Source organism: Agromyces sp. G08B096 (assembly GCF_040267705.1).
Classification (GTDB): domain Bacteria; phylum Actinomycetota; class Actinomycetes; order Actinomycetales; family Microbacteriaceae; genus Agromyces.
Genome location: NZ_CP158374.1, coordinates 1,604,851 through 1,622,662 on the forward strand (window position 1 = coordinate 1,604,851; position 17,812 = coordinate 1,622,662).

Here is a 17,812-nt window from a genome sequence, read left to right on the forward strand (position 1 = left end):
CCTGTGGCACGCGCCGTGCTCAGCGAAGCTGACATCCAGCGGGCATCGACCCGCATCTCGCACGAGATCCTCGAGTCCAATCGAGGAGCATCCGATCTCGTCATCCTCGGCATCCCGACCCGTGGCGTGATCCTCGCCCGGCGGATCGCCGAGACCATCGCCCGCATCGAGCCGGGCGCTCCGCGCCCCGCCGAGCTCGCGGGCTCGCTCGACGTCACGATGTACCGAGACGATCTCGCCCGCACGCGGACGAGGACCCCCGCGCCGACCGAGCTGCCGCCGGGCGGCATCGACGGCAAGGTCGTCGTGCTCGTCGACGACGTGCTCTACTCCGGGCGGACCATCCGGGCCGCGCTCGACGCGCTCTCCGACCTCGGGCGTGCCCGCGCCGTGCGCCTCGCGGTGCTCGTCGACCGGGGGCACCGCGAGTTCCCGATCCGCGCCGACTTCGTCGGGAAGAACCTGCCGAGCTCGGCGCGCGAGCGGATCAACGTCCGCCTCGCCGAGATCGACGGCGAGGACGTCGTGACGATCGAGGGAGGCGACGAGTGAGGCACCTGCTCGGCACCCGCGGACTCGCGCGCGAAGAGGCCGTCGAGCTGCTCGACGTCGCCGAGGACATGGCGGCGGTGCAGGAGCGCGAGGTCAAGAAGCTGCCGACCCTGCGGGGCAAGACGGTCGTGAACCTCTTCTTCGAGGACTCCACCCGGACCCGTATCTCGTTCGAGGCCGCGGCGAAGCGCCTGTCGGCCGACGTCATCAACTTCAGCGCCAAGGGGTCCAGCGTCTCCAAGGGGGAGAGCCTCAAGGACACCGCGCAGACCCTGCAGGCGATGGGCGCCGACGGCGTCGTCATCCGTCACCCCTCGTCGGGTGCACCGCAGGTGCTCGCGACCAGCGGCTGGATCGACGCCGGCGTGGTGAATGCGGGCGACGGCACGCACGAGCATCCCACCCAGGCGCTGCTCGACGCGTTCACGATGCGCCGGCGCCTGCACGGCAGCGGCTCCAGGGGCAGAGGGCTCGACGGCGTCCGCGTCGTCATCGTCGGCGACATCCTGCACTCCCGCGTCGCGCGCTCGAACGTGTGGCTGCTCACGGCGCTGGGCGCCGAGGTCACGCTCGTCGCGCCTCCCACGCTGCTGCCGGTCGACACCAGCGGCTGGCCGGCCCGTATCGGCTACGACCTGGATGCCGCGCTCGCGGACGGCCCCGACGTGGTCATGATGCTGCGCGTGCAGGCCGAACGCATGCACGCGGCGTTCTTCCCGAACAGCCGGGAGTATTCCCGCACCTGGGGGCTCGACGACGACCGGTTCGACCGGCTTCCCCCGACTACGATGGTCATGCATCCGGGCCCGATGAACCGTGGGCTCGAGATCGCCGCCCGCGCCGCCGACTCCCCGCAGTCGACGGTGCGCGAGCAGGTCGCGAACGGAGTATCAGTGAGAATGGCTGCCCTCTACCTGCTGCTGTCCGGAGAGCGGGGCGACGCATGAGCGGCCGCATCCTGATCCGGGGTGCCGCCCTGCCCACGGGAGAGCGTGCCGACCTGCTGATCGACGGCGACGTCATCGCCGAGGTCGGACGCCTGGGCGACGTCTCCGGCGCCGAGGTCGTCGACGCCGACGGGCTCCTCGCCCTGCCAGGCCTCGTCGACCTGCACACCCACCTCCGCGAGCCCGGCTACGAGCAGAGCGAGACCGTGCTGACCGGCACGAGGGCCGCCGCGGCGGGCGGCTACACCGCCGTCTTCGCCATGGCGAACACCTTCCCGGTCGCCGACACCGCCGGCGTCGTCGAGCAGGAGCAGCGGCTCGGCCGCGCCGCGGGCTACGCGACGGTGCAGCCGATCGGCGCGGTCACGGTCGGGCTTCGCGGCGAGCAGCTCGCCGAGCTCGGCGCGATGGCCAGGTCGCAGGCGAACGTGCGCGTCTTCTCCGACGACGGCTTCTGCGTCGCCGACCCTCAGCTCATGCGCCGCGCGCTCGAGTACGTGAAGGCGTTCGACGGCGTCATCGCGCAGCACGCGCAGGAGCCGCGGCTCACCGTCGGCGCGCAGATGAACGAGGGCGCGCTGTCGAGCGAATTGGGGCTCGCCGGATGGCCCGCCGTCGCCGAGGAGTCGATCATCGCGCGCGACGTCCTGCTCGCCGAGCACGTCGGCTCGCGCCTGCACATCTGCCACCTCTCCACGGCGGGCTCGGTGGAGGTGGTCCGCTGGGCCAAGGCCAGGGGCATCGACGTCACGGCCGAGGTGACCCCGCACCACCTGCTGCTCACCGAGGAGCTCGTCGCGACGTACGACGCGCGTTTCAAGGTCAACCCGCCGCTCCGCCGGGCGGAGGACGTCGAGGCGCTCCGCGCGGCGCTCGCCGACGGCACCATCGACATCGTCGCCACCGACCACGCACCGCATCCGGTCGAGGCGAAGGAGTGCGAGTGGGATGCCGCGGCCAACGGCATGGTGGGCCTGGAGTCCGCCCTCTCGGTCGTGCATCAGACGATGGTGGAGACCGGGCTGCTCGACTGGTCGGGCGTCGCCCGCGTCATGTCGGAGACGCCCGCTCGCATCGGCCGACTCGCGGGCCAGGGAGCCGCGCTCGCGGTCGGGGCACCCGCCGAGGTCACCCTCTACGACCCGGAGGCGGTGGGCGTCTTCGACGCGTCGTGGCTCGCCGGCCGGAGCGGCAACTCGCCCTACCTCGGGCGCACCCTGCCCGGCCGCGTGGTGGCCACGATCCACGCCGGCTACGCGACCGTGCTCGACGGCGCGGTGCGCGACGAGACGGAGATCGCCGCGCTCGCGGCATCCCGATCGGAGGGCTCGCATGGCTGAGCTCATCGGCGTCCTCGTCGCCGTCGCGATCGTCGGCGGCGCCGGATTCCTCATGTGGCGTTCGTGGCGGCGCCGCACGCGACGCGACGCGGTCATGACGGCGTACCCGGTGCCCGAGCGACTCGGCGGCGCGGTCGTCGACGCCGAGATGCTCTACGTGGCCACGACCCCGGTCGGCCGGCCCCTCGAGCGCCTCGCCGTGCAGGGGCTCGCGTTCCGCGGCGCCGGCCATGTCGAGGTCCACCCCGAGGGCGTGATCCTCCGCATTGCAGGCGAGCAGCCGAGCTTCGTCCCGGCCGACCGCCTGGTGGGGGCGGGCACCGCGACGTTCGCCATCGACCGCGGCGTGGAGCCCGACGGGCTCGTCGCCATCACCTGGATCGTCGACGAGGAGGAGCCCGCCGAGCCTCCGACCCACGTCGACAGCTATCTCCGCGCCCGGTACCCGGGCGACGCGGGCCGCATCATCGCGGCCGTCACCGACATCGCCGCAGCGCACATCACGCTGCGGCCAGACGCAGGAAGCGAGACCGAAGCATGAGCGAGTCGACGCCCTTCACGGGCGAACCGGCCGTGCTCGTCCTCGAGGACGGCACCAGGTACGAGGGACGGGCCTACGGCGCCGTCGGACGCACGCTGGGCGAAGCCGTCTTCGCCACGGGGATGACCGGCTACCAGGAGACCCTGACCGACCCGTCGTACGCGGGCCAGATCGTGCTCATGACGGCGCCGCACATCGGCAACACCGGCATGAACGATGAAGACATGGAGTCGGCCCGCATCTGGGTCGCGGGCTACGTGGTCCGAGACCCCTCCCGCGTGGTGTCGAACTTCCGCTCGCAGCGGAGCCTCGACGACGACCTCGCCGCGGCCGGCGTCGTCGGCATCTCCGGCATCGACACGCGAGCCGTCACGCGGCACATCCGCTCGGCGGGCGCCATGCGGGCGGGCATCTTCTCGGGTGCGGATGCCGCGCTGACGCCGGGGGAGCAGCTCGAGCTCGTGCGCTCCGGCGCGGAGATGGCGGGGCGCAACCTCTCCGGCCAGGTCTCGACCGCCGAGGGCTACACGCTGCCCGCCGAGGGCGAGCGGGTCGGGTCGGTCGCGGTGCTCGACCTCGGCGTGAAGACCTCCACCCTGCAGTACCTCGCCGCCCGCGGCTTCGACGTCCACGTCGTGCCGCAGACGGTCACCATCGACGAGATCCGCGCGCTCGGCCCTGACGCGCTGTTCTTCTCGAACGGCCCAGGCGACCCGAGCGCGTCCGACCGCCACGTCGAGCTGCTCCGCGACTCGCTCCGCGACGGACGCCCGTACTTCGGCATCTGCTTCGGCAACCAGCTGCTCGGCCGCGCCCTCGGGTTCGAGACGTACAAGCTGCCCTTCGGGCACCGCGGCATCAACCAGCCCGTGATCGACAAGGCCACGGGCCGGGTCGAGATCACCGCGCACAACCACGGCTTCGCGGTCAAGGCGCCCATCGACGAGATCAGCGAGTCCACCCAGGGCTTCGGTCGCGTCGAGGTGAGCCACGTCGACCTGAACGACGACGTCGTGGAGGGGCTCAACTGCCTCGACATCCCCGCCTTCAGCGTGCAGTACCACCCCGAGTCGGCGGCCGGCCCGCACGACGCCAACTACCTCTTCGACCGCTTCCGCGACCTGGTGATCGCCAGCAAGGAGTCCGACGCCTGATGCCCAAGCGCGACGACATCAATTCCGTCCTCGTCATCGGGTCCGGCCCGATCGTCATCGGACAGGCCGCCGAGTTCGACTACTCGGGCACGCAGGCCTGCCGGGTGCTCCGCGCCGAGGGGGTGCGGGTCATCCTCGTGAACCCCAACCCGGCGACGATCATGACCGACCCCGACTTCGCCGACGCGACCTACATCGAGCCCATCACGCCCGAGGTGATCGAGTCGATCATCGTCAAGGAGCGCCCCGACGCGGTGCTGCCGACCCTCGGCGGCCAGACCGCGCTGAACGCGGCGATCGCGCTGGAGGAGGCCGGCATCCTCGCGAAGCACGGCGTCGAGCTCATCGGTGCGAAGGTCGACGCGATCCGCAAGGGCGAGGATCGCCAGCTGTTCAAGGAGCTCGTGGTCGAGTGCGGTGCCGACGTGGCGCGCTCGCACATCGCACACACCATGGACGAGGTGCTCGCCGCTGCCGAGGACCTCGGCTACCCGCTCGTCGTGCGCCCCTCGTTCACCATGGGCGGGCTCGGCTCGGGGTTCGCGTACAACGAGGAGGACCTGCGTCGGATCGCGGGCGCCGGGCTGCACGACTCGCCGACGACCGAGGTGCTCCTCGAGGAGTCGATCCTCGGCTGGAAGGAGTACGAGCTCGAGCTCATGCGCGACACGGCCGACAACACCGTCGTCGTCTGCTCCATCGAGAACGTCGACCCCGTCGGCGTGCACACCGGCGACTCGATCACGGTGGCGCCCGCCCTGACGCTGACCGACCGTGAGTACCAGCGGCTCCGCGACATCGGCATCGACATCATCCGGGCCGTCGGCGTCGACACCGGCGGCTGCAACATCCAGTTCGCCGTCGACCCGTCCAACGGGCGGATCATCGTCATCGAGATGAACCCGCGCGTCTCGCGCTCGTCGGCCCTGGCGTCGAAGGCCACCGGCTTCCCGATCGCGAAGATCGCCGCCAAGCTCGCCATCGGCTACCGCCTCGACGAGATCCCGAACGACATCACCCGGGTCACGCCCGCGTCGTTCGAGCCGACGCTCGACTACGTCGTGGTCAAGGTGCCGAGGTTCGCGTTCGAGAAGTTCCCCGCCGCCGACCCGACCCTCACCACGACCATGAAGTCGGTCGGCGAGGCCATGGCGATCGGCCGCAACTTCGCCACGGCGCTGCAGAAGTCGCTCCGCTCGCTCGAGAAGCGCGGCTCGTCGTTCCACTGGGGCGAGGAGACGCGCGAGGTCGAGGAGCTGCTCGCCGCGGCATCCGTGCCGACCGACGGCCGGATCGTCCTCGTGCAGCAGGCGCTCCGGAAGGGCGCGACCATCGAGCAGGCGTTCGAGGCGACGAAGATCGACCCCTGGTTCCTCGACCAGATCGCCCTCATCAACGAGGTCGCCGCGCACGTCGCGGCGGCCGAGTCGCTCGACCACGACACGCTGCTGCTCGCGAAGGACCACGGGTTCTCCGACGCGCAGATCGCCGAGCTCCGCGGGTTCGGCAGCGAGGCGGACGCGCGCGAGGTGCGCCACATCCTCGGCATCCGCCCGGTCTACAAGACGGTCGACACGTGCGCGGGCGAGTTCCCGGCGCTCACGCCGTACCACTACTCCAGTTACGATCTCGAGACCGAGGTCGCGCCGAGCGACCGGCGCAAGGTCGTGATCCTCGGCTCCGGGCCGAACCGGATCGGCCAGGGCGTCGAGTTCGACTACTCGTGCGTGCACGCGTCGTTCGCGCTGTCCGCCGCCGGGTTCGAGACGATCATGATCAACTGCAACCCCGAGACCGTCTCGACCGACTACGACACGAGCGACCGGCTCTACTTCGAGCCGCTCACGCTCGAGGACGTCCTCGAGGTCATCCACGCCGAATCGCAGTCGGGTGAGCTCGTCGGCGTCGTCGTGCAGCTCGGCGGCCAGACCGCGCTGGGGCTCGCGAAGGGGCTCGAGGCGGCCGGCGTGCCGATCCTCGGCACCACGCCCGACGCGATCGACCTGGCCGAGGAGCGGGGCCTGTTCTCCGGCATCCTCGACCAGGCCGGCCTCCTGGCGCCCCGGAACGGCACCGCGACGGACCTCGCCGGCGCCGTGCACGTGGCCGAGGGCATCGGGTACCCCGTCCTGGTCCGCCCGAGCTTCGTGCTCGGCGGCCGCGGCATGGAGATCGTCTACGACACCCCGAGCCTCGCCGACTACTTCACCCGCATCGAGGGGCAGGGCATCGTCGGTCCGAGCCATCCGCTGCTCGTCGACCGGTTCCTCGACGACGCGATCGAGATCGACGTCGACGCGCTCTACGACGGCGTCGACCTGTACGTCGGCGGCGTCATGGAGCACATCGAGGAGGCCGGCGTGCACTCGGGCGACTCCAGCTGCACCCTGCCGCCGGTGACCCTCGGCCGGGCCGAGGTCGACCGGGTGCGGGAGGCGACCCGGGCCATCGCCGAGGGCATCGGCGTGCGCGGGCTGCTCAACGTGCAGTTCGCCATCGCCGCAGGCGTGCTCTACGTGCTCGAGGCGAACCCGCGCGCGAGCCGGACCGTGCCCTTCGTGTCGAAGGCGCTCGGCATCCCGCTCGCGAAGGCTGCGAGCCGGATCATGGTGGGCGCGACCGTCGCCGAGCTGATCGACGAGGGGCTCCTGCCCGAGTCGGACGGCTCCCGCGTCCCGCTCGACGCGCCGGTCGCCGTCAAGGAGGCCGTGCTGCCGTTCCACCGCTTCCGCACGCGCGAGGGCATCATGGTCGACTCCGTGCTCGGCCCCGAGATGCGCTCGACGGGGGAGGTCATGGGCATCGACCGCGACTTCCCGACCGCGTTCGCGAAGAGCCAGCTCGCCGCCTACGGCGGTATGCCGACGTCGGGCACCGTGTTCGTCTCGGTCTCCGACCGCGACAAGCGCGCCGTCATCCTGCCGGTGCTCCGCCTCCAGCAGCTCGGGTTCCGCATCACCGCGACCGAGGGCACCGCCGAGGTGCTGCGTCGCAACGGCATCCGCGCCGACGAGGTGCTGAAGTACCACGACAAGCCCACGCCCGAGTCCACGAGCGTCGTCGAGCTCATCCACCGCGGTGAGGTCGACGTGGTGGTGAACACGCCGAGCGGCCGCTCCTCGCGGGCCGACGGCTACGAGATCCGAGCGGCGGCGGTCGCCGGGAACATCCCGCTCTTCACCACGATCGCCGAGCTCTCGGCGGCCGTCGCGTCCCTCGACGCGGGCGAGGGCGGGTTCGAGGTCACCAGCCTGCAGGAGTACCAGCTCCGCCGGGAGGCGCACGCGTGACCGAGGCGACGCCGTTCGGCGAGCGGCTCGCGGCCGTCTTCGCCGCCTATGGCCGGCTCTGCGTGGGCATCGACCCGCACGCGGGTCTGCTCGACCGCTGGGGACTCGACGACTCCGCGGAGGGCGCGCGCGAGTTCGGCCTGCGCGTCGTCGAGGCGTGCGCCGGCCGCGTCGGCATCGTGAAGCCGCAGCTCGCGTTCTTCGAGCGCCACGGCGCGGCCGGGTACGCCGCGTACGAGCGGGTGCTGCGCGAGGCGAAGGACGCCGACCTGCAGGTGCTCGCCGACGTCAAGCGCGGCGACATCGGGTCGACGATGGACGCGTACGCGGAGGCGTGGCTGCGTCCGGGATCGCCGCTCGAGGCAGATGCCATCACGGTGAGCCCGTACCTCGGGCTCGGGTCGCTGGAGGGCACCCTCCGGCTCGCCGAGTCGGCGGGCAAGGGCGTGTTCGTGCTGGCGGCGACGTCGAACCCCGAGGCCGCGCCCGTGCAGCGCTCGGTGCTGCAGCAGTCGAGTCGGGCCGGCAGCACGATCGCCGGCGCGATCGTCTCCGGCGTGACGGCGTGGAACGCGGGGCGACCGGATGTCTCGAACCCGCCGATGGGCGCCGTCGGCGTCGTCATCGGGGCGACGGTCGACCTCGCCGCCGCGGGCATCGACCGCGACGGGGAGCCGCCCCGGCCTGGCCTGCCGGTGCTCGCCCCGGGCTTCGGCCACCAGGGGCCGTCAGCGTCGGACTACCGGACGATCTTCGGGGCGCTCGCCGACGGCGTGCTCGTCAGCGAATCCCGTTCGATCCTCGGCGCGGGGCCCGACGGCATCGCGGACACCATCGCCCGCCGGGTCGACGAGGTGGTGGCCGCCGGTGCCTGAGCCCGCACGCACACCTCCCGAGGTCGACCGCGCCGCGGCGTCGCGGGCGGCCGTCGCCGCACGTCGCGCCCGGGCGGCCGTGAAGCAGCAGGTCGCGAGCGGCGCCCGCAGCCCCCTCGACGTGCTGCGCGTCGCCTTCGAGGAGCCCGAGGGCGTCGAGGGCCGCCTGCGGGTGACGGAGTTCCTCGGATCCATCCCCGCGATCGGCGAGACGAAGACGGCCCGGATCATGGCCGACCTGCAGATCGCCGCGTCGAAGCGGCTCGGCGGGCTCGGGCGGCTGCAACGGCGTCGGCTGCGCGAGTTCACCGCGGAGTGGGTCGCCTCGCACGGCGGCACGGGCGACCGCCTCGTCGTGCTCGCCGGCCCGACCGCGGTCGGCAAGGGCACGGTGGCCGCTTACATCCGCACCCACCACCCCGAGGTGCGGCTCTCGATCTCGGCGACGACGCGCGCCCCTCGACCGGGCGAGGTCGATGGGGAGCACTACTACTTCGTCGACGACGCGGAGTTCGATCGCATGATCGAGCAGGGCGAACTCCTCGAATGGGCGACCGTGCACAACGCGCACCGCTACGGCACGCCGCGCGGGCCGGTCGAACGCGCGATCGCAGCGGGCGACAGCGTGCTGCTCGAGATCGACATCCAGGGCGCGAGGGCGGTGCGCCGGGCGATGCCTGAGGCGACACTGGTCTTCCTGCTGCCCCCGACCTGGGACGAACTCGTCCGCCGGCTCGTGGGCCGGGGCACCGAGACGCCCGCGGAGCAGCAGCGACGACTGGAGACCGCGAAGGTCGAGCTCGCCGCCGTCGACGAGTTCGATCACCAGGTGGTGAACCACGAGGTCGGCGAGGCCGCGAGAAAGGTCGTAGACTTGATGCGGCCTCGAAAGGGCCGGCGACCTGCCGCCCTTCGCCACGATCTTCCGCGCACCGGGGGTGCGCGCCCATCGAATGAGGAGTCTGTCCATGGCTGAGAAGCTGTCCGGCATCATCGACCCGCCCATCGACGACCTGCTGTCGAAGGTCGACTCGAAGTACCAGCTGGTGATCTTCGCGTCCAAGCGCGCCCGCCAGATCAACGACTACTACGCCGACCTGCACGAGGGCAGCCTGTTCGACAACGTGGGCCCGCTGGTCGACTCGTCGATCGACGACAAGCCGCTCACGGTCGCGCTGCACGAGATCAACGAGGACAAGCTCCGGCTCCGCCCCGCGGGCGAGTGACCCGGGCGCGCCCGTGCCGCTGAACGTCGTCGTCGGCATCACCGGCGGCATCGCGGCCTACAAGGCCGTCGGGGTGGTGCGCGCCCTCGTGCTCGCGGGCCACGAAGTCCACGTGGTGCCGACCGAGGCGGCGCTGCGATTCGTCGGGCGTCCGACGCTCGAGGCGATCTCGCGCAATCCCGTGCACGTCGACCTCTACGAGGGCGTGGCCGAGGTCCGTCATGTCGCGATCGGTCAGGCGGCCGATCTCATCGTGATCGCGCCCGCGACGGCGAACACCATCGCGAAGCTCGCGAACGGGCTCGCCGACGATCTGCTCGGCAACACGGTGCTCGCGAGCGAGGCGCCGCTCGTCATCGCTCCCGCGATGCACACCGAGATGTGGCGGAACCCTGCGACGCAGGCGAACGTCAGCACCCTCGCCGAACGCGGGGTCACCATCGTGGGTCCGGCGGTCGGGCAGCTCACGGGCGCCGACTCCGGCCCCGGGCGCATGGAGGAACCCGAGGTCATCGTCCGGGCCGCGCTGGCTGCGGTCGGCGGGCGAGCGGAAGACTCGGCCGGGCGCCGCGACGCGGCGCAGGGCGATCTCGCCGGACGCCGCATCGTGGTCTCGGCCGGCGGCACGCGCGAGCCCCTCGACCCCGTGCGATTCCTCGGCAACCGGTCGAGCGGCAAGCAGGGCGTCGCGATCGCGGAAGCGGCGCGCGCCAGAGGCGCAGAGGTCACCCTCGTCGCCGCGAACCTCGAGATCGGCGAACCCGGCGGCTGCGACATCCGACGCGTCTCGACGGCGCTCGAGCTCCGCGAGGCCATGCAGACCGCGGCCGCGGGCGCCGACGCGGTGATCATGGCCGCCGCGGTCGCCGACTACCGCCCGGCCGCGATCAGCGAGGCGAAGATCAAGAAGGAGCCGGGCGACGCCGGGCTGACGCTCGAGCTCGTCCGCAACCCCGACATCCTGGCCGAACTCGGCCACGCCCCGCACGACGGCACGCTCCTCGTCGGCTTCGCCGCAGAGACCGAGAACGACCCCGAGCGGCTGCTCGCGCTCGCCCGCGCGAAGCGCGAGGCGAAGGGCGCCGACCTGCTGGTCGTCAACCGCGTCGGCTGGACCGAGGGGTTCGCGAGCGACGAGAACCGGGTGAGCGTCATCGGCGCCGGCGGCGTCGTGGTCGCCGAGCTGCACGGCAGCAAACTGTCGGTGGCAGACGGCATCCTCGACGTCATCGCCGAAGCGCTGACCGACCACCCCGCGAGTGAGGACACCCACGCCAGATGAGCGACCTGCGACTGTTCACCTCCGAGTCCGTGACCGAGGGGCACCCCGACAAGATCTGCGACCAGATCTCCGACTCGATCCTCGACGCGCTGCTCGCCGCGGACCCCCACGCGCGCGTCGCCGTCGAGACGCTGGTGACCACCGGCCTCGTGCACGTCGCGGGCGAGGTGACGACATCGGGCTACGTCGAGATCCCGGCGATCGTCCGGCAGAAAGTCACCTCGATCGGCTACGACTCCTCCGACGTGTGGTTCGACGGACGCTCGTGCGGCGTGTCGGTGTCGATCGGCGGGCAGTCGCCCGACATCGCCCAGGGCGTCGACCACGCCTTCGAGGCGCGCGAGCGCGCGAGCGAGGACGCGCTCGACCTGCAGGGTGCCGGCGACCAGGGCATCATGTTCGGCTACGCCGTGCGGGAGACGCCCGAGCTCATGCCGGTGCCCATCTGGCTGGCGCACCGGATGGCCGAGCGGCTTTCACAGGTGCGCAAGGCCGGCGAGCTCGACTACCTGCGGCCCGACGGCAAGACCCAGGTCACGGTCGGCTACGAGGGGCAGACGCCTCGCACGATCGAGACGGTCGTGCTCTCGACGCAGCATTCGCCGCAGGTCGCCACGGAGCAGCTGCGCGCCGAGGTCGAGGAGCTGGTGATCCGCCCCGTGCTCGAGACGGTGGACCTCGCCGCCCCCGAGCTGAACGTCCTCATCAACCCCACCGGACGCTTCGAGATCGGCGGTCCGCAGGGCGACGCGGGGCTCACCGGCCGCAAGATCATCATCGACACCTACGGCGGCGCGAGCCGACACGGCGGCGGCGCCTTCAGCGGCAAGGACCCGTCCAAGGTCGACCGGTCGGCGGCGTACGCGATGCGGTGGGCGGCGAAGAACGCGGTCGCCGCAGGGCTCGCCGACCGCCTCGAGCTCCAGGTCGCGTATGCGATCGGCAAGGCGGCGCCGGTGGGACTGTACGTCGAGACGTTCGGCACCGGGCACTTGCCCGATGATCGGATCATCGCCGCGATCCGCGAGGTGTTCGACCTCCGGCCGGCCGCGATCATCCGCGATCTCGACCTGCTGCGACCGATCTACGCGCAGACCGCCGCCTACGGCCACTTCGGCCGGGAGCTCCCCGACTTCACGTGGGAGCGGCTCGACCGCGTCGACGACCTGCGCGCGGCCGCCGGGTTCTGAGCGTGCCCGAGGGGCCGGTCGCGCGGGTCCTCGTCGATTCGCCGCTGCCGCAGCTCGACCAGCTGTTCGACTACCGGGTGCCCGACCGCCTTCGCCAGGCGGCGCTCCCCGGGATGCGCGTGCGCGTGCCCATCCGGTCCGGCGGGCGCATCGCCGACGGTTGGCTCGTCGAGCTCGTCGACGAGAGCGAGTACGGCGGGCGGCTGAGCGAGCTCGAGGACGTCGTCGGCGAGGTGCCGCTGCTCACGGACGAGGTCTGGCGGCTCGCCCGAGCCGTCGCCGATCGCGCCGCGGGCAACGCGAGCGATGTGCTGCGGCTCGCGATCCCGTCGCGCTACGTCCGGGTCGAGCGTTCGTGGCGCCAGGCGGAAGCGGATCCCGGCCCGTTGCCGGAGCCCGGCACCGTCGACGGATTCGCGCCGGGTGCGGTCGAGGCGGCCATCGCGGGGGGTGAACGACTGGCCCTCGCCGCAGACCCACGGCCGGTGCGGCTGGCCTCCGGGACGTGGGTGGGCGCATGGGCGGTGACGCTGGCCCAGGCCGCGCGCGTCGCCCTCGCCGCCGACCGATCGAGCCTCATCGTCGTGCCCGACCACCGGGACCAGGAGCAGCTGGAGGCCGCCCTGGCCGATCAGGTCGACGCTCGGCGCATCCTCCGCACCGACGCCAGGCAGCCGGGTGGGGCGCGGTACCGTGCGTTCCTCGACGCGACCGGCGATGCGGCTCGCGTGATCATCGGCAACCGTTCGACGGTCTACGCCCCCGCCGCGCGGCTCGGGTTGATCGCGCTCTGGGATGACGGCGACCGGTTGCAGGCCGAGCCCCTCGCCCCGGGCGTGCATGCGCGGGACGCCGCGCTCATCCGACAGGAGCAGTCGGGAGCGGCCCTGGTGTTCGCGGCGCATACGCGCAGCGTCGAGGTGGCGCGCCTCGTCGAGCTCGGCTGGGTGCGCGAGCTGCCCCCCGTCCGGCACGCGCGTCCGCGCATCGTGCTGACGGAGCAGCAGGCGTCGCCCGAGCCGGGTTCGGCCCGGATCCCCTCCGCCGCCTGGCGGCAGGCTCAGGAGGCCGTCGCATCCGGGCCGGTGCTCGTGCAGGTCGCGCGTCCCGGCCACACGCCCATGCTCGTCTGCGACCGCTGCCGCGAGCCCGCGCGCTGCGCCGCCTGCGGCGGAGCGTTGGCGATCCCCGCGGCGGGCGGCGCGCCGAGATGCACGCTCTGCGGCACGATCGCCGCCGGCTGGCGATGCCCGGTCTGCGACGGGACGAAGCTGCGGGCGGCCACGGTCGGCGCGACCCGCACGGCGGAAGAGCTCGGGCGGGCGTTCCCGCGCGCTCGGGTCATCCTCTCCGACGGCGAGCGGCAGGTACTCCGCGTCGGCGCCGAGCCCGCGCTCGTCGTCGCCACTCGCGGGGCGGAGCCGATCGCCGACGGCGGCTATCGTGCCGTGCTCCTGCTCGACGGCGAGCGGATGCTGCTCCGCGAGTCCCTCCGCGTGGCGGAGGACTGCCTGCGCTGGTGGTCGAACGCCGCCGCGCTCGCGGCGCCGGGCGCGCCGGTCTTCCTCGTCGGCGTCGCGGGAGCGCTCGGTGCGGCGCTCGCGACGTGGCGTCAGCCCGCCTGGGCGGGCGAGGAGCTCGCCGCCAGGCGCGCGGTCCGGTTCCCGCCGGCCGTCCGGATGGCGAGCGTGGTGGCCGCACCCGACCGGGTGCAGTCGGCCGTCCGTGCCGTCCTCGCTGCAGCGCCGGGCGCCGACGTCCTGGGACCGGTGCCGCAGCCCGACGGCCTCGAACGCGCCGTCGTCCGCTTCGAGTACGGCGCGGGCGCTGCGGTCGCGGCGGCGCTGAAGGCGGAGGCGATCCGCACGGCGACCGAGCGCCGGCGCCCGGTCGCCGGCCGCGGACCCGGCCGCCCGCCGATCCTCCGGCTGCGCTTCGACGACCCGGACCTTCCGTGAGAGCTGCGCGAGCCGATCCGGGAGAATGACCAGGTGACTCCGCTCCGCCTCGTCTTCGCCGGCACGCCGGCCGCCGCCGTGCCGAGCCTCGAGCGGCTCGCCGCCGGGCCGCACACGATCGTCTCCGTCATCACCCGCCCCGACGCGCCCGTCGGCCGGAAGCGGGTACTGACGCCCTCGCCGGTGGCCGCGGAGGCGGAGCAGCTCGGGCTGCCGGTGCTCCGTGCGCGCCGGCTCGACGACGCGGTGACGGCCGAGATCGCCGCGCTCGCACCCGACCTCGGCGTCATCGTGGCGTACGGCGGGCTCGTCCGCGAGCCCCTGCTGTCCACGCCGCGGCACGGCTGGATCAACCTGCACTTCTCGCTCCTGCCCGCCTGGCGCGGCGCGGCGCCGGTGCAGCACTCGCTGATCGCCGGCGACCCGGAGCTCGGCGCCGCGGTGTTCCGCCTCGTGCCGGAGCTCGACGCCGGCGACGTGTTCGCCGAGTTCCGTCGCCCCGACGACGGAACCTCGACGGCGGGGGAGGTGCTGGACCGATTCGCGCACGACGGGGCGGAGCTGCTCGCCGGGGTCGTCGACGGCATCGCCGACGGCACGGCGCGGGCGACGCCGCAGAAGGGCACGCCGAGCCTCGCCCCGAAGCTCGACGTGGCCGCCGGGCGACTCGACTGGACGAGACCGGCGGCCGAGGTGCTCGCGCGGTACCGCGGGGTCACCCCGGAGCCCGGTGCGTGGACGACGGTCGGCGGCGAACGCGTCAAGGTGCTCGAGGCTCGCGCGGCCGACCTGGCCGAGGCATCCGAACCGCTGCCCGCCGGGCGCCTCCGCGCCGAACGCCGGCGCGTGCTGGTCGGCACGGCGACGACGCCCGTCGAGCTGGTCCGCGTCCAGCCGGCCGGGCGCGCCGCGATGCGCGCGGCCGACTGGGGACGAGGGCTCGGCGCGGACGCGCTCGACGCCGGCTGACCGGTCCGCGCGGCCACCGTACAGTTGACGGGTGGCCACGCACCAGGAACCTCAGCGCCGACGCGGCGCCCGCCCGCCGCGGCCCGGGGGAGAAGCCCGCCGCGTGCGGGTCTCACCGGCCCGGATCGTCGCCTTCGAGGTGCTGGAGGCGGTGCGCGCCGACGAGGCGTACGCGAACCTGCTGCTCCCGAACCGGATCGAGCGCTCGCGCCTCAGCGAGGCCGACGCGGCGCTCGCGACCGAGCTGACGTACGGGACGCTGCGCCTGCAGGGCTTCTACGACGCGATCATCGCCCTGGCCGCCGACCGGCCGACCGATCGCATCGATCCGCCCGTGCTCGACATCCTGCGCCTCGGGGTGCACCAGCTGCTCGCCACCCGTGTGCCCACGCACGCCGCGGTCAACGAGTCGGTCGTGCTCGCGAAGCGGCTCTCGCCGGGCGCGAGCGGCTTCGTGAACGGGGTGCTCCGCACCGTGTCCCGCTCGACCGTCGAGGAGTGGCGCGGCTGGGTCGAGGAGGAGACCTCGGGCGGCGCCGACGCGAAGCTCGCCGCCGTCGCCTCCCACCCCGAGTGGATCGTCCGGGCGCTGCGCGCCGGTCTCGCGCACGAGGGTCGCGAAGACGAGCTCGAGGCCCTGCTCGCCGCCGACAACGCCTCACCCCGGGTGAACCTCGTCGCCCTGCCGGGTCTCGGCGACGAGTCCCCGGCCGAGCTCGGCGACCCCGACCGGTTCTCGCCCATCGGCTTCACCGCCGGGCGTCCTCTCGAGCTCGTCGCGGCCCACGAGGGGCGCGTCCGGGTGCAGGACGAAGGCTCGCAGCTCGCGGCCCTCGCGCTCACCCGCGCGCGGCCGGTCGAGCCGGGGGAGCGCTGGCTCGACCTCTGCTCGGGTCCGGGCGGCAAGACCGCTGTGCTCGCGGCCGAGGCGCTCGCTGGCGACGCCGTGCTCGCGGCGAACGAGCTCGTGCCGGCGCGCGCCGAACTGGTGCGGCGCGCGGTCGCGGGCGTGCCGCTCGAGGTGCACGTGCGCGTCGGCGACGGCCGCACCGTCGAGGCGTCCGAGTTCGGGGCGCCCGGCGGATTCGACCGCATCCTCCTGGATGCCCCGTGCACCGGTCTCGGCGCCCTCCGACGCCGCCCGGAGGCGAGGTGGCGGAAGCTTCCCACCGACGTGCCCGAACTGACGGCGCTGCAGGGCGAGCTGTTCGATGCCGCGGCCGCCCAGCTCGCGCCCGGCGGCATCCTCGCCTACGTCACCTGCTCGCCGCACACCGCGGAGACGCACGGCACCCTCGGGGCTGCGCTGACCCGCTGGGCGGGCCGCCTCGAGCAGCTGGACACGGCGGCCGTCGTGCAGTCGATCGTGCGCGAGCCGCTCGACCTGGCCGGCGACGGGCGCACGGTGCAGCTGTGGCCGCACCGCCACGGCACCGATGCGATGTTCATCGCGCTGCTGCAGCGCACCGACTGAGCGGCGCGTTCCGCTCGGTAGGCTCTGGGCCATGACGACGCGCATCAACCCGAGCATCCTGGCCGCCGACTTCGCGAACCTCGAGCGCGAGCTCGGCCGGATCGCGACGGCCGACCTGGTGCACGTCGACATCATGGACAACCATTTCGTGCCGAACCTGACGTTCGGTCTGCCGATGGTCGAGCGCCTCGCGCAGGTCTCGCCGATCCCGCTGGACGTGCACCTCATGATCGACGACCCCGACCGGTGGGCGCCGGGCTATGCGGAGGCCGGAGCCGCGAGTGTGACGTTCCATGTCGAGGCCGCCGCCGACCCCGTGCGCCTCGCCCGTCGACTCCGCGAGATCGGCAGCCGAGCCGGCCTCGCGCTGAAGCCGGGCACCGAGGTCGAGCCGTGGCTCGAGGTGCTCGGCGAGTTCGACCAGGTGCTGGTGATGACGGTGGAGCCGGGCTTCGGCGGACAGGCGTTCATGCCCGAGACGATGCCGAAGCTCCGCCGGACCGCTGAAGCCGTCCGCGCCGCGGGACTCGACGTCTGGCTGCAGGTCGACGGGGGCATCACCGTCGACACGATCGGCATCGCCGCGGAGGCCGGCGCGGACACGTTCGTCGCGGGCTCGGCCGTCTACCGCGGCGAGCCGGCGGAGCAGATCGCCGCGCTCCGCGAAGCGGTCGCCGGCCACCGCCATGGCGCCGCCCCCGCCGACGCTAGGCTGGACGGGTGAAGACCTTCGACGACCTCTTCGTCGAGCTCAGCGACAAGGCCCGGACCCGCCCCGAAGGGTCGGGCACGGTGCGCGAGCTCGACGCCGGCGTGCACGCCATCGGCAAGAAGATCGTCGAGGAGGCGGCCGAGGTCTGGATGGCCGCCGAATACCAGAGCGACGAGGAGACCGCCGAGGAGATCTCGCAGCTGCTGTACCACCTGCAGGTGCTGCTCCTCGCGAAGGGCCTGACGCCCGCGGACGTGTACCGACATCTCTGATCGGCCGACCCCATGACCGATCCGTTCCGT

16 protein-coding genes are annotated in these 17,812 nt (G+C 73.0%); all 16 read left to right on the forward strand.

Annotated elements, in window-relative coordinates; translation table 11 throughout:
• Positions 1 to 3: 3 nt before the first annotated feature.
• The 16 genes from pyrR (at position 4) to ABIQ69_RS07880 (ending at position 17,782) form a co-directional block, all read left to right on the forward strand.
• Positions 4 to 552, forward strand: coding sequence for a bifunctional pyr operon transcriptional regulator/uracil phosphoribosyltransferase PyrR (gene pyrR, locus ABIQ69_RS07805; protein ID WP_350349793.1), 549 nt, complete (start codon positions 4 to 6; stop codon positions 550 to 552).
• Entirely contained in the window at positions 549 to 1,499 is a 951-nt protein-coding gene (locus tag ABIQ69_RS07810; RefSeq protein ID WP_350349794.1) for an aspartate carbamoyltransferase catalytic subunit, read from the forward strand. Before pyrR ends, ABIQ69_RS07810 begins: the two co-directional genes overlap by 4 nt.
• Positions 1,496 to 2,839, forward strand: a complete 1,344-nt coding sequence (locus tag ABIQ69_RS07815) for a dihydroorotase (RefSeq protein WP_350349795.1) — start codon at positions 1,496 to 1,498, stop codon at positions 2,837 to 2,839. Before ABIQ69_RS07810 ends, ABIQ69_RS07815 begins: the two co-directional genes overlap by 4 nt.
• The gene (locus ABIQ69_RS07820; RefSeq protein ID WP_350349796.1) at positions 2,832 to 3,380 is read left to right on the forward strand and encodes a hypothetical protein; all 549 of its coding nucleotides are present in this window, start codon (positions 2,832 to 2,834) and stop codon (positions 3,378 to 3,380) included. Before ABIQ69_RS07815 ends, ABIQ69_RS07820 begins: the two co-directional genes overlap by 8 nt.
• Positions 3,377 to 4,534 carry a glutamine-hydrolyzing carbamoyl-phosphate synthase small subunit gene (carA, locus tag ABIQ69_RS07825; RefSeq protein ID WP_350349797.1) on the forward strand — a complete coding sequence of 386 codons (1,158 nt, stop codon included), beginning with the start codon at positions 3,377 to 3,379 and terminating at the stop codon, positions 4,532 to 4,534. The genes ABIQ69_RS07820 and carA overlap by 4 nt, the downstream gene beginning before the upstream one ends.
• The gene (gene carB, locus ABIQ69_RS07830; RefSeq protein WP_350349798.1) at positions 4,534 to 7,824 is read left to right on the forward strand and encodes a carbamoyl-phosphate synthase large subunit; all 3,291 of its coding nucleotides are present in this window, start codon (positions 4,534 to 4,536) and stop codon (positions 7,822 to 7,824) included. Before carA ends, carB begins: the two co-directional genes overlap by 1 nt.
• On the forward strand, positions 7,821 to 8,699 hold the full coding sequence (gene pyrF / locus ABIQ69_RS07835) for an orotidine-5'-phosphate decarboxylase (protein WP_350349799.1): 879 nt from the start codon (positions 7,821 to 7,823) through the stop codon (positions 8,697 to 8,699). The genes carB and pyrF overlap by 4 nt, the downstream gene beginning before the upstream one ends.
• Entirely contained in the window at positions 8,692 to 9,675 is a 984-nt protein-coding gene (gmk, locus tag ABIQ69_RS07840) for a guanylate kinase (protein ID WP_350349800.1), read from the forward strand. Before pyrF ends, gmk begins: the two co-directional genes overlap by 8 nt.
• Positions 9,668 to 9,925 carry a DNA-directed RNA polymerase subunit omega gene (gene rpoZ / locus ABIQ69_RS07845; protein WP_350349801.1) on the forward strand — a complete coding sequence of 86 codons (258 nt, stop codon included), beginning with the start codon at positions 9,668 to 9,670 and terminating at the stop codon, positions 9,923 to 9,925. Before gmk ends, rpoZ begins: the two co-directional genes overlap by 8 nt.
• A 19-nt stretch (positions 9,926 to 9,944) precedes the next feature.
• The gene (gene coaBC, locus ABIQ69_RS07850) at positions 9,945 to 11,207 is read left to right on the forward strand and encodes a bifunctional phosphopantothenoylcysteine decarboxylase/phosphopantothenate--cysteine ligase CoaBC (protein ID WP_350349987.1); all 1,263 of its coding nucleotides are present in this window, start codon (positions 9,945 to 9,947) and stop codon (positions 11,205 to 11,207) included.
• Positions 11,204 to 12,397 carry a methionine adenosyltransferase gene (metK, locus tag ABIQ69_RS07855; protein ID WP_350349802.1) on the forward strand — a complete coding sequence of 398 codons (1,194 nt, stop codon included), beginning with the start codon at positions 11,204 to 11,206 and terminating at the stop codon, positions 12,395 to 12,397. Before coaBC ends, metK begins: the two co-directional genes overlap by 4 nt.
• A gap of 2 nt (positions 12,398 to 12,399) precedes the next feature.
• Positions 12,400 to 14,355, forward strand: coding sequence for a primosomal protein N' (locus ABIQ69_RS07860; RefSeq protein ID WP_350349803.1), 1,956 nt, complete (start codon positions 12,400 to 12,402; stop codon positions 14,353 to 14,355).
• 33 nt (positions 14,356 to 14,388) lie between these two features.
• Positions 14,389 to 15,324 (forward strand): methionyl-tRNA formyltransferase, encoded by a 936-nt coding sequence (fmt, locus tag ABIQ69_RS07865; protein WP_350349804.1) that lies wholly within the window; start codon positions 14,389 to 14,391, stop codon positions 15,322 to 15,324.
• Positions 15,325 to 15,427: 103 nt separating this feature from the next.
• Entirely contained in the window at positions 15,428 to 16,798 is a 1,371-nt protein-coding gene (locus tag ABIQ69_RS07870; protein ID WP_350349805.1) for a transcription antitermination factor NusB, read from the forward strand.
• 31 nt (positions 16,799 to 16,829) lie between these two features.
• Entirely contained in the window at positions 16,830 to 17,522 is a 693-nt protein-coding gene (gene rpe / locus ABIQ69_RS07875; protein WP_350349806.1) for a ribulose-phosphate 3-epimerase, read from the forward strand.
• Complete coding sequence (locus ABIQ69_RS07880; protein ID WP_350349807.1) at positions 17,519 to 17,782, forward strand: phosphoribosyl-ATP diphosphatase; 264 nt, start codon at positions 17,519 to 17,521, stop codon at positions 17,780 to 17,782. The genes rpe and ABIQ69_RS07880 overlap by 4 nt, the downstream gene beginning before the upstream one ends.
• Positions 17,783 to 17,812 lie beyond the last annotated feature (30 nt).